The sequence below is a fragment of the Clostridium sp. genome, assembly GCF_036660475.1.
Classification (GTDB): Bacteria; Bacillota; Clostridia; order Clostridiales; family Clostridiaceae; genus Clostridium_J.
Genome location: NZ_JAVXAO010000001.1, coordinates 235,640 through 250,337, shown reverse-complemented (window position 1 = coordinate 250,337; position 14,698 = coordinate 235,640). Strand labels below are relative to the sequence as shown.

Genomic DNA, 14,698 nt, shown 5'->3' with positions numbered 1-14,698 from the left:
ATTTATGTAACATGATTTACATACGCAATAAGAGCAATTTAATTAGAAGGTTGAATTTATTAATAATAAATATGGTTATATAGAATAATATTAATATTAATATTAATATTATTTAAAAATGTGTTTACAAAATTTCCTATATGAATTATAATTAATTAAAGGGAGTGACGTTCATGTATAGTGCCATAACAAAATGTCCTGTGTGTTCAGGAAGTATAAAGATAAAGAAACTTCAATGTGAAAAATGTAATACAATTATTGAAAATGATTTCACATTTTCTAAATTTGAAAGATTAAGTGAGGAACAATTGAAGTTTGTAGAAACATTTTTACAATATAGAGGAAATATAAAGGATGTTGAAAAAGCTTTGGGTATATCATACCCTACAGTAAGAGGAAAACTTGAGGATGTAAATGAAGCTTTAGGTCTTGTAGAAAAGAAGCAAAATGCTAAAGTAAAAGAGAAAGAGAGTATTATTACTAGACTTGAATGCGGGGAAATAACTTCTGAAGAAGCAATAGAACTATTAAATAAGATTAAGTAAGAAAAATAAAGGTAGGAGGAATAATCATGGATGATAAGTTAAGGATTTTAAAAATGGTAGAAGAGGGTAAGCTTACAGGGGAACAGGCTAGCAAATTGTTAGAAACATTAGGTAATAATGGTGATGAAAAATCTAAGGTTATGGATGATAGTGACTTTTTTAATATACCGAAATCAAAAAATGGTATAAGAATGCTTTATGTAAGAGTAAAATCTCATGATGGCGATAATGTTAAGGTTACAATACCTCTAGAAATTGTAAAAATAATGGCAACTTCAGGTACCACAGTAATTGGGAATATTGATAAATACAATATTCAAATGGATATGATTTTAGAAGCTATTGACAATGGTATTATAGGGCCTATTGTTGAAGTTGATACAGAAGATGGGGATAAGGTATTAGTTGAGATAGCTTAAAAGTAGTTTCATTAAGGGGAGTTATGTGATGATAATAGATATTAAAGATAAAGGGGCAGAAAAAAGTACCCGCATTTGTATTCCTAGGTTTTGTATTTCTATGGGTGCATTTATATTACCATTGGCGCTACAGTCTAAATTTATTACTGTATCAAAGAATGGGACTAAAGAAAAAAATAGGGGAATGAATAAGCAACAAGCCAAGATTGTAAAAGAAGCAATTAAGCAGTTAAATAAAAATTATCCTGGACTAGTGCTAGTAGATATACAGAGTAGTGATGGTGAAACAATTAAAATAGTAATTTAATATTAATTTTAATTATTGATTTATCTTAAATTACTAGTAGTATAAAGAGTATAACTAAGGTTAATATGTAAAGTGGTACATTAGAAATTATTCTAATATACCACTTTTATAATTTGTCTATACAGTTGTTGGTGGTTGGGTGAAGACTCTTGTAGAAAGCTCTTCATCTAACATATATAGAGCTGCTGAATTATTTTCAACTCGTCTAACCTTCTTAAGAAGACTATTGAAGTTATTTTCCTCTTCAACTTGCTCATCAATAAACCATTTAAGTAAACTTATTGTTGAATGCTCTTTTTCATCAGAAGCAATATCAGCTAATTTATAAATTCTACTTGTAACAATTTGTTCGTGATTGTAACCCTTCTCAAATACGTCTGTAATGCTTTCGTAGGTAGCCTCTGGTTTTTCAATCGTTTCTAACTCAACAACACCATTTTTTTGAAATATGTAATCATAAAATTTCATTGCATGGAATAATTCTTCTTGAGCTTGAACCTTAAGGAAATTAGCAAATCCGCTTAAATCAACGGATTCAGCATAGCTTGCCATAGCTAAATAAGTATAAGCAGAATAGAACTCAAAGTTAACTTGATCATTAAGATTTTTTAGTAAATTTTCGCTTAACATTAGTGTACCTCCTTATAAACCTTAGTTTTATTTTAAAAACTTAAATAAGTTATTATCATATTACATGATTTTCTATAATTTATCAAATTCAAACAAGAAGTACTAAATAAATGTGCGTTTTGATTAAATAATTAAATATACTATATTAAATTATTTAATCAAATATCAGATAAATATTAAAAAGGATTAAATCGTAAAAATTATAACTTAGTCAATACATAGGAAATCATTATTATGCACAATATAAATAGAGCGACCGTAATACAAATAAAGAACTAGTTAGAATTTAGCATTAAGATATAGTTCTCTAAATAAGTATATTTACTATTAAGTATATTAAGAAAGTTTAAGAGAGGTAATTTACTATGCCATATATAAACTTTAAAGAGGAAGTAGTTGTAGCAAAACAGCAGCTTCGTCATAGAAGGGATAATAATGAAAAACTATTTAAACAAATAAGTAATGATAAGAGTTGTTTGCAAATTCAACCTGATGAAAAATATAGCTTTAGGATGTTTGAGAAAAGAACAATAAACAATTCAAAAACGCAAAATGAAGAAGAGTTTTGTGAGATTAGTAATAAAAATATTATATGCAGTAAGTTTATGAAGTGTAAGTTTTATAATATTAAGTTTAAAAATTGCACTTTTGTTGGATGTAATTTTGTAGAATGTGATTTCGGTGGAGGAGGAGTAATCTTTGAAAATTGCTCTTTTATCTTACAGGAAATTAAAAATGTACCATCACTAAATGTAAAAGATAATTTATCTTGTAGTTTTGAAAGATGTAAAATTTATAGTAAATTTTTAAGCACTGATATTACTTATCTAATAATTAGTGAATGTTATCTTAAGGATACAAATTTTGAAATGACAGATATGACTAGTACTATAATAATAAATTCCGAAATGAAAAAAATTGATATAGTAGACGCGGATTTATCGGGCGTAAAGATAGTTAACACATATATAGAAGATTTAGAGTTTAATGATAAGTTACAAACTAAAATAGATGAGAAAACTTTTATAGATAAGATTGAACCTAGGGAAAAAACTAAATCAGAATATGAAGGATTATACATGGTCTATGAAACCATTGCCAATAAATTTAATGGAAACAACTTAAAGAATAATTTTGGTGAGTATTATTACTTATGCAAAACTATGCAAAGGAAAAGTTTGAAGAAAGTATTACCTAAGATAACATCTTATATTTATTGGCTTACATGTGGATATGGAGAAAGAATACTATATCCATTAATAAGTTCTTTAGTTATGATAGTTGTTTTTACAATTTTATATCTTGCTATTGGGTTAGATATGGAGGGGGAAATAATTAGTTATATATGGGGAATTGGGATTCCTCACAATTTTGGAGAATTTATGACCCAGTTGAACTGGTCCTTAAACTTAAGCGTAGAAGTCTTTACTGGATTAGGAGCAGATAATGCAACCACAATTCCAATATCATATATGCTTTGCAATTTAGAAATGGTCATAGGGGTAATTATGATGGGAGTCGGGATTGGTACTTTGACAAGAAAACTAGTAAGATAACACGGCTAATTCCGTCTCTTATTTTTAAAAGGGACGGTTTTTTATTTTTAGGACTAATAATTTGAATTCAAAGGCAGAGAACAAATGGATATTGAACTGGTATGAAGTATTAAAAACTATAAGTAGATTCATTTTAGTTAGAAAATGTGAACATATATTAAAAAAAATTAACTAATTAACTAATTATGCTTTGAATGGTGTAGTATATAATAATGGACAAACATTATGATGAACAATGTAAATATACTTTCAATCGTAAATATTTTAAAATAAACAATAAATAACCATAAGTGGAATTAAGGTTTTGAATAATATATTAATGTTTTAATTAAGATATACATATGAAATATTCCTTATAATTAATTTGGACATAATCAAGCATTATGAAAGGGCGAGGTCTGAAAAATGAGATTAATACTAAAATATTTAAAAAATTACAAGATGCTTATTTTACTTAATGTAGTATCAGTATTTGGATTTGCACTAGTTGAATTAGGCATACCAACAATAATGGCTAAGGTTATCGATCAGGGTATACTAAATAGTGATATACAATATATAAAGCGAATGGGGCTTATAATCGTAGGAATTTCTATAATTGGAGTTCTAGGCACAATATTACTTGGATATTGTTCTTCGAAGATTTCAACAAATATAACTAGAGATATGAGGAATGATATTTTCAGAAAATCTCAGGAGTTTTCCCATAGTGAGTATGATAAATTTGGTGTATCTTCTATGATTACTAGAACTACGAATGATGCATTTCAACTATTACAGTTTACGAATACACTACTAAGAACAGCATTACTTACACCAGTTATGTTTATTGTAAGTTTAATAATGATTCTTAGAACGAATTTACAACTATCTGTAGTATTAGGCGTAACGGTACCATTCATAGTTATTGGAGTAGTGATTATAGCAAAATTATCACATCCAATATCGGATAAACAACAAAAAAAATTAGATAGGTTAAATCGTATATCAAGAGAAAATCTAACTGGAATAAGAGTTATTAGAGCATTTGGTAATGATGACCATGAAAGAGAAAGATTTGGAAGTATAAACAATGACTATGCATCGGTATCTAAGAAGCTTTATAAACTTATGGCAGTTTCTCAACCGACATTCTTTTTTCTTCTTAATCTAGCTATATTAGCTATCTTTTGGATTTCAAGTAATATGATAAATGTAGGTAGTCTTCAGGTTGGTCAATTAGTTGCATTTATAGAATATTTATTTCACGCTATGTTTTCTATTATGTTATTTTCTATGGTGTTTATTATGTATCCTAAGGCACAGGTTTCAGCTAATAGAATACAAGAATTATTAGATGAAGATCCGCTTATTAAAAGTCCCGAAAATGGAGTTAAGGATACACAAATTAGGAGCGTAGTTGAATTTGATAATGTTACATTTACATATCCAGATGGAGAAGAACCTGTACTTAAAGATATATCATTTATAGCAAAAAAAGGTGAAACTGTTGCATTTATAGGAAGTACAGGAAGTGGGAAAAGTACATTAATAAATCTAATTCCACGATTTTATGATGTCACTGAGGGTAAAATAAAAATAGATGGAGTAGATGTAAGGGAATATGATTTAAAGGCATTGCGTAAAAAAATTGGATTTATACCTCAAAAAACCTTGTTGTTTACAGGTAGTATAGGTAGTAATATTAAGTTTGGTAAGAAAAGTGCCAATGAAGTAGAGATTGAGAATTCAGCAAAAATAGCTCAAGCATATGAGTTTATTAACAATAAAAGCCAAAAATTTGATGAACCAATAAGTGAGGGTGGGTCAAATGTATCTGGTGGTCAAAAACAAAGATTATCAATTGCAAGAGCTGTGGTAAGAAAACCAGAAATTTATATTTTTGATGACAGTTTTTCAGCACTAGACTTTAGAACCGATGCAATACTTAGGGCAAGATTAAAAAGTGAAACTAAGAATTCAGTAGTTCTAATAGTTGCCCAAAGAATAGGTTCTATTATGGATGCAGATAAGATTATAGTGTTAAATGAGGGAGAAGTAGTAGGTATAGGTACCCATAGAGAACTTCTTAAAAATTGTGAAATATATCATGAGATTGCCTCATCTCAACTTACAGAGGAGGAGCTAAAATAATGAAAAAATTAAGAAATACTATAAATAAGATAGCTCCATTTGTAAAACCTTACAAAAAATCTTTTGTTGGTGCAATTTTATTCATAATATCAGCATCTGTCTTTACGGCGATTGCTCCAATGACAGAGGGATTAATAATAACACAATTGACAAGTGATGTGTACAATATAACAAAGGGCATTGCAGGTGCCAGTGTAAATTTTTCATATATTTTAAGGATATTAGGTATCTTAGCTTGTGTATATATTTTTGGTACAGTATCAACATACATATCAAGTTTTTTACTAACAAACGCCATTCAAAATACGATGAGAGATTTAAGAAATGCAGTGCAAGATAAAATAAGAAAATTACCAATAAGTTATTTTGATAGAAATAGCTATGGTGATGTATTAAGCAGAATAACTAATGACATAGATACAATTTCAAATGCACTACAGCAAAGTTTTAGTCAAGTAGTAACATCCATTCTATCATTAACATTAGCACTTGTTATGATGTTTACAATTAATGTGAAGATGGCACTAATAGCGACACTTATAATACCACTTAGTTATTTTGTATCTAAATTTATAGTTAGCAAATCACAAAATTTGTTTTATAAACAACAAGAAGCATTAGGTAAATTAAATGGTAAAGTTCAAGAAATGTACACTGGATTTAATGAAATAAAGTTATATGGAAAACAAGATGACGCTATAGAAGAATTTGAAGAAATTAACAATGATCTTTGTAAGAATGGATTTAAAGCCCAGTTTATATCAAGTATAATGTCTCCGTTGGTGTCTTTAGTAAGTTATTTAGGCATTGCGGCAATCGGGGTTCTTGGAGCAATTTACTCTATTGGTGGATTAATTACAGTCGGTAATCTTCAGGCATTTATTAGATATATATGGCAAATAAACCAACCGCTTTCTCAAGTAACTCAATTATCATCTGCAATACAATCTGCATTTGCAGCAGTTGAACGTGTATTTGAGATATTAAATGCACAAGAACAGCTTGAAGATAAAAAGGATTCACTGAGACTTGAAAATCCACGTGGGGATGTCACTTTTGAACACGTAAAATTTGGATATAGCAAAGATAGAAACCTTATTCATGATTTAAGTGCAGAAGTGAAAAGTGGTCAGATGGTGGCAATAGTTGGTCCTACAGGAGCGGGTAAAACTACTTTAATAAATCTGCTTATGAGATTTTATGACATAGAAGGCGGAACTATAAAAATAGATGGAGTAGACACTAGAGATATGAGACGTGAGGATTTACGTTCAATATTTGGAATGGTACTTCAAGATACTTGGTTATACAATGGAACAATTTATGAAAATATTGAATATGGAAGGTTTGGAGCTACAAAGGAAGAGATTGTTGAAGCTGCAAAAATTGCAAATGTGCATCACTTTATTAAAACACTTCCAGATGGTTATAATATGTTTCTTAATGAAGAAGCTTCAAATATATCACAAGGTGAAAAACAACTATTAACAATAGCTAGAGCTATAATATCGGATCCTACAATATTAATACTAGATGAAGCAACTAGTTCTGTTGATACTAGACTAGAATTATTGCTACAAAAAGCTATGAAGAATTTGATGAAAGGTAGAACGAGTTTTGTTATTGCACATAGACTTTCAACTATTCGTAGTGCAGATTTAATATTAGTTATGGATGATGGGAATATTATAGAACAAGGAAATCACGAAGAGTTAATAGCAAAGGGTGGTTTCTACGAAAAACTTTATAATAGCCAATTTGGGGCGCAAGAAGCAAATTAAGAGGTAAAAGTTTTAATGAATAATGATAAACACATAGAAACTTAGAAAGTATTAAACTTTAAATTTATGATATATTACAAGTTATGAGTTATAATGTAAAAGTAGAATTTATTTAAGCAACGACAGCGGTAAGGAGTGATTTAATGAAAGCGCTAATAGATTTGCATACACACACTATTTCTAGTGGTCATGCGTTTAGTACATTAAAAGAAAATATAGAAGAAGCTAAAAATAAGGGCTTAAAAATACTTGGAATTGCAGATCATGCAGAGCGTATGCCAGGTACAGCATCATACTTTTATTTTAAGAATATGAGAGTTATTAAAGAAGAGATTATGGGCGTAAGAATTTTAAAGGGAATTGAGGCAAATATAATTGATTTTGAGGGTAGGATAGATGTACAGGAAGATTTAGCACTAGAGCTAGATTATATTATTGCTAGTTTACATCCACCTTGCATAAATCCAGGAACATTAGAAGAAAATACAAATGCATTATTGAAAGTAATGGATAATCCAAATGTTAAAGTTATAGGTCATCCAGATGATAGTAGATATGCATTAGACTATGAAAAGTTAGTTTTAGCAGCTAAGAAAAAGAACATGGTTTTTGAGATAAATAACTCATCTTTAGTTCCAGGGAGTTTTAGAGACAATGCCCAAGAAAACCAAAAGAAACTATTACTTCTATGTAAAGAGCATGGAGTAAAAGTGATAATGGGAAGTGACGCTCATATTTGTTACGATGTGGGAGAGTTTTCATATTGTTATAAAATACTAGAAGAACTGCAATTTCCAGAAGAACTTGTATTGAATTTTAGTATAGATTCATTAGACTACATATTAAATAGGAAAATGTAACTGTAGATATGTAGATTAAGTATAAGATTTAAAGATATAAATAAGCACCTTAATGTGAAATAACTTATTAGTTTCATATCAAGGTGTTTTTATTCTATTTATTTACCGTTATGTAAATAAATAGAATAAAGGTATTGAAAAGGGGAGAATACAGCGATAAAATATATAGTGATGAGGTTTAGTAAGTATAAACTTTATCAAAAATTATATTTGGGGGGAAGAGTATGATAGTTAAAAAAAGACTAACCGCATTTATGACAGCATTAGCACTGCTAATAACCATGGTTATGCCTGCAAATACAATTAAAGTATATGCAGATGATAATCAAAAAGTAAATGCAACTCTAGCGGAGGCAGATAAGTCAGAAAAAACTACTATTCAAGTATTGTCGACTACCGATTTGCATGGTAAATTCAAAAATTACGATTATGCAACGATGTCATCAGCAGTAGGTGGACTAAACCAAATTGCAACGATTGTAAAGGAGGAAACAGCCAAGAATCCTAATACCATAGTTGTAGATAACGGGGATACTATACAGGGAAATTACAATCATTTATTTTTAAAAGAGGAATATTTAAACAAAAATACAAATCCGATGATTCTGGGCATGAATACCATAGGATATGATAGCTTTAGTTTAGGAAACCACGAGTTTAATTATGGAATGAAAGTTTTAAATAAAATAGCTGAACAATCAAAAGCAGGTGGTACTGATGTATTATGTGCAAATCTTTATAAAGATGGTAAGCGCGTATTTGACCCATATACTATAAAGGAATTCGGTGGCATAAAAGTTGCTACAATTGGTGTTGTAACAAACAACATAACTAGATGGGATGCGGACAAGCTAGTCGGATATGAACCAACAAGACCTGATGAAGAAGTTAAAAAAGTTATATCTGAAATAAAAGCTGGAGAAGGAGCAGACATATTTATAGTAACATCTCATATGGGTTTAACTTCAGAATATGGGAATGGGGACAGCGCTACAGATATAGCGAATTTAAATCCAGAGTTAGCTATGATAGTTGCAGGTCATAGCCATACAACGATACAAAATCAGACGGTTAATGGAGTTTTAATAACTCAACCAACTAATGGAGGTCAAGGTGTTTCTAAGGCTATTTTAGAAGTAGAAAAGACTGATAGTGGATTTAAGGTTGTAAATAAAACTTCTAGTGTTATTAAATTGACTAAGGAATCAGCAGTAGATGAAAATCTAAATACAAAGTTACAAATATATCATGATATTGCAGTAGCTGATGCGACAAGTGCAATTGGTAAATTAGTTGGAGAAAACCTTGCGAATAATGATGAAGTAAATGGAATACCAGAGTCATTTGTTACTGATCAAGGGGTAACAGACTTAATTAATCAAGTTCAATTGTATTATAGTGATAAACAGTTAGCATCTATAGGCGTAGACCCAAGTAAAGTGTACCATGTATCAGGTGCAGCAATGCTATCAGCAGCTTCTAACCTAAAGGCAGGAGCTATTACAAAGGCCGATTTAGCTAATATATATAAATTTGATAATAAGTTATATACAATTAAAACTACAGGGAAGCAAATAAAAAAATATTTAGAGTGGACAGCAGATGTATATAATACATTTGAAGAAGGGGACTTTACTGTTTCATTTAATGATAAGTTTGCATCTTATAAATATGACATGCTTAGTGGAGTTAAATATGAGATTAATATTTCTAAGCCATTAGGATACAGGATAGAAAACTTATATTTTAATGATGACAAGAAAGTCGAGGATATAGATGTTGTTTACCTAACTGTAAATGACTATAGATATAACTCAAATCTTGCTAAAATTTTTGATGAAGGTCAGCATTCAAAAATTTATGAGTCTACGAATGATCCACTTTCAGATATTAGAGATATGATTGCAAATTATATAGTTGAAGTTAAAAGTGGAGAAATTACTAGAAATGTAGATAACAATTGGCATTTAACAGGAATTAAATATAATGAAAAATTAAGAAATGAAGTTGTTAAATTAATTAATAATGCCACTATTGAGCCAGTAGTCAACTATGGCATGGTTGCTAAGCCGTTAACTTGGAATGATGTAGTGTTGCAATTAACTCAAAAGGGTGAAATGACTAAGTTGGCGGAACTTAGAAAATTAACCAAAAACACTGTAGATATTTTAAGTTTTAATGATTTTCATGGGAATGTATTAGAGTCTGGCAAAAATATAGGTGCGGCAAAGCTTGCTGGAGTCGTTAATAAATATAATTCAAAGGAAAATGATATGTATGGTGTTATACCGGTAGCAGCAGGAGATTTATATCAAGGTACGGCTATTTCTAATCTTACAATTGGACAACCGGTGACTGCGATGCTTAAGTCAATGGGGCTTGAGGGGGCAGCAATAGGTAACCACGAATTTGACTGGGGTGTTGATAATATTAATACTTGGTCAGAACAGGGGGGATTTAAGTTCTTAGCTGCTAATATAGTTAATAAAGGAACTCAGGACATAGTAAGCTATGCGGAACCATATAAAATAGTTGAGAAAAATGGAGCTAAAATAGCTTTGATAGGAATTTCTACACCAGAGACAGCATCTTCAACTTTAGCTGAAAATGTTAAGAATGTAGAGTTTTTAGATCCAGTAGAAACAGTTGATAAATACTCTAAAATAGTTAGAGATAAAGAAAATGTAGACGCAGTAGTAGTTATAGCGCACTGTGGTGCATATCAAGATAGCAAGACTAAAGTAATTACAGGAGAAGCGGCGGACATAGCAAGAGTAGATGGAGTAGATGCAGTAATAGCGGGTCATAACCATGCTGTTGTTTCAGGAAAGGTTGATGGAGTACCAGTAGTAGAAGGTGGATATAATGGTAGAGGTTTAGCTAAGTTAACATTTACTTTTGATGATAATAATAAGCTTCTGAATGTAGAGCCATATGTTCATGTATTCCAAGGTATTGAAGGGACACTTCCAGTAGATAAAGAAGTAGAAACTTTAGTAAATAAAATACAAGATGACTTAAAAGGTATATTAGGAGAAAAAGTAACAGTTTTAGAAGAACGATTAAGTCATGATGATAAAAATACAGCAGTGACTCCACTTGGTGTAACTGTGGCTGAAACTATGAGAAACATCGTAGGAACTCAAATTGGAGTAACTAATGGTGGTGGGGTTAGAAGAAGTTTAGAAAAAGGTGATGTAACGGTTGGTGATATGTATGAAATATTACCATTCGATAACACTATTGTAAAGCTTGATGTTACAGGTTCAGACTTATATAGTATAATCGAGCATGGTATTAATACTAATGGCTTTGCATGGGGACAATTTGCGGGCATAAAGGTTTGGTACGATAAAGAGACAGGTAAGGTTTCATCAATAAGATTAAATGATGGAAGTAAGATTGAAGCAGGTAAATATTATTCAGTAGCTATAAATGACTTTATGTTAACCGGTGGAGATAAGTATGATTTCTCAAAAGCTGAGAATGTAGTCAATACGAATATAGTTATGAGGGATGCAATGGCTGAAAACTGGAAAGTGAATGGTGTACCTAATATAGATTTTGAAGTATTAGTGGTAGGAGAAGACACTACTATAGATAATACAGTACCAGAAAATCCAGATACAGATGGTAATCCTAATAAACCAAGTGAATTACCACAAACAGGTATTCCATTAACAGCAGATATGATTGCTATTATGTCAATTGCATTAGGAGGATGTATAATAAAGAGAAAAAAATCAGCATAAAAACAAATTATACATTTTAGTACCAAGTTAGTAATAACCTTAATAGAAAATAATGTTAATTAAAAAACTATTCACAAGTAGAAGTATACTTTTATTTGTGGGTAGTTTTTTTTCTCGGAGAATTAAAGTTTGTTTAAATTAGTCATGTGAGAATTGAAAAAATATGCGTATATAATCTTAAAAAAGGTATACTAAGAATGAAAGAATAAACTAATCGATAGCGGCTTATGTTAAGTATGGTAAAAAAATATTAAGAAGGGAAAAGTGCAATGAATTTTCGTTGAATATTCATTATACAAGGTGATTATATGGAATCTGTATGGAGTAAAAGTCGTGGTTTTAAAAAGATGGAATCTTTAAATAGTAATATAAAGACTGAGGTAGTTGTAATAGGTGCTGGATTAGCTGGAATATTAACGGCATACATGCTACAAAAGCAAGGGCATGAGGTTATTGTAATTGAAGCTAGAACAATTGCTAGTGGAAATATAGAGAATACTACTGCAAAAATTACATCACAGCATAATTTAATTTACAATAAGCTAATAAAAGAATTTGGAGAAGAAAAAGCAAGACAATATGCGGATGCAAATGAGCTAGCAATAAAGAAATATAGAGAAATAATAAATGAGAATGAAATAGATTGTGACTTCCAAATAAAATCAGCTTATTTATATTCTTTGGATAAGGTTGAAGAACTTAAGCTTGAATTTGAGGCTGCAAAAAGGCTAGGAATTAGTGCAGAGCTTGTAGAGAAAATTAATTTACCCTTTGATATTAAGCTTGCATTAAAATTTAATAATCAAGGACAGTTTAATCCAATCAAGTTTTTGAAAGAAATTTCAAAGGAATTAACTATATATGAGCACACAAGGGCTATTGAAATTAAGGAAAAAGAAAATGTAGTTATTACAGAAGAAGGTAAAATTATAGCAGAAAAAATAGTTGTGACAACTCACTTCCCTATTATGAATGTTCCAGGATTCTATTTTATGAAAATGCATCAAGAGAGATCCTATGTTTTAGCATTAGAAAATGCAAGTAACGTGGAGGGTATGTACCTAGATGTTAATAAAAATGGTAACTCATTTAGAAATTATGAGGATTTATTATTAATTGGTGGAGAATCCCATAGAACAGGGAAAAATGAGAAAGGGGGAAACTATAATAAGTTAAGACTTTTAGCTAAAGAACTTTATCCAAATTCCAAAGAGAAATATCATTGGTCTGCACAGGATTGTATGACCATGGATGGGATACCTTACATAGGTAAGTATTCATCGTCTACACCTAATATTTATGTTGCAACTGGATTTAATAAGTGGGGAATGACAAATTCTATGGTAGCTGCAATGATATTAGCAGATATGATATCAGGAAATAAGAATAAATTTTCAGAGGTATATTCTCCAAGTAGATTTGATATGTCATCATCCATAGGGAATTTAATGAAGGATGGAACAGAAACTACAAAAAAATTTATAGCACAACTAGTTAACATACCGGATGAAGATATAGTCCATATCCAGAATGGGCATGGGGGAATTGTAGACTACAATGGAGAGAAAGTTGGAGTATATAAGGATGAAAATGGGAAGAGGTATATTGTATCAACAAAATGTCCTCATTTAGGGTGTCAGCTTGAATGGAATGTTGATGAATTATCATGGGATTGTCCTTGTCATGGGTCAAGGTTTAATTATGATGGAAGTATAATAGATAGTCCTACCACTAAGAGTAATAATAATGAATAATTTTCATGGTGCTAGTAAGAAAAAGAACTTTTTTGAGGGGTGGTATTTTAAGCATCAAAAAGATAATAATACAATAGCTTTTATACCAGGAATAAATATTGATGATAAAGGAAATAGATTAGCGTTTATTCAGGTTATCACAAATACAAATTCATATAATATTAACTATCCATTTGATGAATTTTTAGTTGATAATAAAAGTCTAGAAGTAGTTATAGGAAATAATATATTTTCAGAAAGGGGGATTAAACTTAATATTGAAAGTGAAGATATATCTATATCAGGCAGTATAAAGTATGGAGAAATAACTCCAATAAAGTATGATATCATGGGGCCTTTCTCAGTTATACCATTTATGGAATGTAATCATGGAGTTATAAGTTTATACCATGAATTAAGTGGAGAAATATTCGTTAATTGTGAAAGAATAAACTTAAGTGGTGGAAGAGGATATATTGAAAAGGACTGGGGAAGCTCATTCCCTAAAACTTATCATTGGGTTCAATGTAATGATTTTAAAAAAGATAAATGTTGCGTAATGGTATCAATAGCAGATATACCCTTTATGGGATTAAATTTTAAAGGGTGTATATGTGTTGTATATTATAAGGGTAAAGAATACAGATTTGCTACTTATAATGGAGTAAAAATAATTAATTGTACTAATAAGCTTATAGAATTAAAAAGGGGTAAGTATAGGCTAGAGATTCAAGTTAAGGGTGAAAATCCACAAAAATTATTAGCTCCAAACCGAGGTGAGATGTCTAGAACCATACATGAAAATGCAGCTTGTGTAGCATCATTTAAATTTTATGCTAGTGATAAATTATTATTTAATCTAAGTAGCAATAATTGTAGTCTTGAATGTGTGGAAGCGTAGAATAATAAAGGTGAGTAAAAAGTTGGAACTATGTTGTGAATTTGTTTATAATAGGATTTATATTTACTATTATGAAAAAAA

At 30.2% G+C, this 14,698-nt stretch carries 11 protein-coding genes; 10 read left to right on the top strand and 1 reads right to left on the bottom strand.

Annotation, left to right across the window (positions count from 1 at the left end; translation table 11 throughout):
* Positions 1-173: 173 nt before the first annotated feature.
* Genes RSA29_RS01065 through RSA29_RS01055 form a run of 3 tightly spaced genes read left to right on the top strand, consistent with a single transcriptional unit; the run spans position 174 to position 1,271 of the window.
* Positions 174-545 (top strand): DUF2089 domain-containing protein, encoded by a 372-nt coding sequence (locus tag RSA29_RS01065; protein WP_346932352.1) that lies wholly within the window; start codon positions 174-176, stop codon positions 543-545.
* A 26-nt stretch (positions 546-571) separates the two neighbouring features.
* Entirely contained in the window at positions 572-964 is a 393-nt protein-coding gene (locus RSA29_RS01060) for a hypothetical protein (RefSeq protein WP_346932351.1), read from the top strand.
* 28 nt (positions 965-992) lie between these two features.
* Complete coding sequence (locus RSA29_RS01055) at positions 993-1,271, top strand: hypothetical protein (protein WP_346932350.1); 279 nt, start codon at positions 993-995, stop codon at positions 1,269-1,271.
* Positions 1,272-1,388: 117 nt separating this feature from the next.
* On the opposite strand, the gene RSA29_RS01050 is transcribed toward RSA29_RS01055, so the two are convergent.
* On the bottom strand, positions 1,389-1,901 hold the full coding sequence (locus RSA29_RS01050) for a ferritin (RefSeq protein WP_346932349.1): 513 nt from the start codon (positions 1,899-1,901) through the stop codon (positions 1,389-1,391).
* A 365-nt stretch (positions 1,902-2,266) separates the two neighbouring features.
* On the opposite strand from RSA29_RS01050, the gene RSA29_RS01045 reads away from it, so the two are divergent.
* The 7 genes from RSA29_RS01045 (at position 2,267) to RSA29_RS01015 (ending at position 14,617) form a co-directional block, all read left to right on the top strand.
* Complete coding sequence (locus RSA29_RS01045; RefSeq protein ID WP_346941758.1) at positions 2,267-3,457, top strand: pentapeptide repeat-containing protein; 1,191 nt, start codon at positions 2,267-2,269, stop codon at positions 3,455-3,457.
* Positions 3,458-3,862: 405 nt separating this feature from the next.
* Positions 3,863-5,590 carry an ABC transporter ATP-binding protein gene (locus tag RSA29_RS01040; RefSeq protein WP_346941759.1) on the top strand — a complete coding sequence of 576 codons (1,728 nt, stop codon included), beginning with the start codon at positions 3,863-3,865 and terminating at the stop codon, positions 5,588-5,590.
* Entirely contained in the window at positions 5,590-7,371 is a 1,782-nt protein-coding gene (locus RSA29_RS01035; protein ID WP_346941760.1) for an ABC transporter ATP-binding protein, read from the top strand. Before RSA29_RS01040 ends, RSA29_RS01035 begins: the two co-directional genes overlap by 1 nt.
* A 143-nt stretch (positions 7,372-7,514) precedes the next feature.
* Positions 7,515-8,231, top strand: a complete 717-nt coding sequence (locus RSA29_RS01030) for a phosphatase (RefSeq protein WP_346941761.1) — start codon at positions 7,515-7,517, stop codon at positions 8,229-8,231.
* Between the two features lie 224 nt (positions 8,232-8,455).
* Complete coding sequence (locus tag RSA29_RS01025; RefSeq protein ID WP_346941762.1) at positions 8,456-11,983, top strand: 5'-nucleotidase C-terminal domain-containing protein; 3,528 nt, start codon at positions 8,456-8,458, stop codon at positions 11,981-11,983.
* A gap of 308 nt (positions 11,984-12,291) precedes the next feature.
* Entirely contained in the window at positions 12,292-13,737 is a 1,446-nt protein-coding gene (locus tag RSA29_RS01020; protein ID WP_346941763.1) for an FAD-dependent oxidoreductase, read from the top strand.
* Positions 13,730-14,617 (top strand): tocopherol cyclase family protein, encoded by an 888-nt coding sequence (locus tag RSA29_RS01015; RefSeq protein ID WP_346941764.1) that lies wholly within the window; start codon positions 13,730-13,732, stop codon positions 14,615-14,617. Before RSA29_RS01020 ends, RSA29_RS01015 begins: the two co-directional genes overlap by 8 nt.
* Positions 14,618-14,698 lie beyond the last annotated feature (81 nt).

Excerpts from the sequence above, each read along its gene's own strand:
- RSA29_RS01065 (WP_346932352.1), top strand. The coding sequence starts at position 174 with ATGTATAGTGCCATAACAAAATGTCCTGTGTGTTCAGGAAGTATAAAG.
- RSA29_RS01060 (WP_346932351.1), top strand. The coding sequence starts at position 572 with ATGGATGATAAGTTAAGGATTTTAAAAATGGTAGAAGAGGGTAAGCTT.
- RSA29_RS01055 (WP_346932350.1), top strand. The coding sequence starts at position 993 with ATGATAATAGATATTAAAGATAAAGGGGCAGAAAAAAGTACCCGCATT.
- RSA29_RS01050 (WP_346932349.1), bottom strand. The coding sequence starts at position 1,901 with ATGTTAAGCGAAAATTTACTAAAAAATCTTAATGATCAAGTTAACTTT.
- RSA29_RS01045 (WP_346941758.1), top strand. The coding sequence starts at position 2,267 with ATGCCATATATAAACTTTAAAGAGGAAGTAGTTGTAGCAAAACAGCAG.
- RSA29_RS01040 (WP_346941759.1), top strand. The coding sequence starts at position 3,863 with ATGAGATTAATACTAAAATATTTAAAAAATTACAAGATGCTTATTTTA.
- RSA29_RS01035 (WP_346941760.1), top strand. The coding sequence starts at position 5,590 with ATGAAAAAATTAAGAAATACTATAAATAAGATAGCTCCATTTGTAAAA.
- RSA29_RS01030 (WP_346941761.1), top strand. The coding sequence starts at position 7,515 with ATGAAAGCGCTAATAGATTTGCATACACACACTATTTCTAGTGGTCAT.
- RSA29_RS01025 (WP_346941762.1), top strand. The coding sequence starts at position 8,456 with ATGATAGTTAAAAAAAGACTAACCGCATTTATGACAGCATTAGCACTG.
- RSA29_RS01020 (WP_346941763.1), top strand. The coding sequence starts at position 12,292 with ATGGAATCTGTATGGAGTAAAAGTCGTGGTTTTAAAAAGATGGAATCT.
- RSA29_RS01015 (WP_346941764.1), top strand. The coding sequence starts at position 13,730 with ATGAATAATTTTCATGGTGCTAGTAAGAAAAAGAACTTTTTTGAGGGG.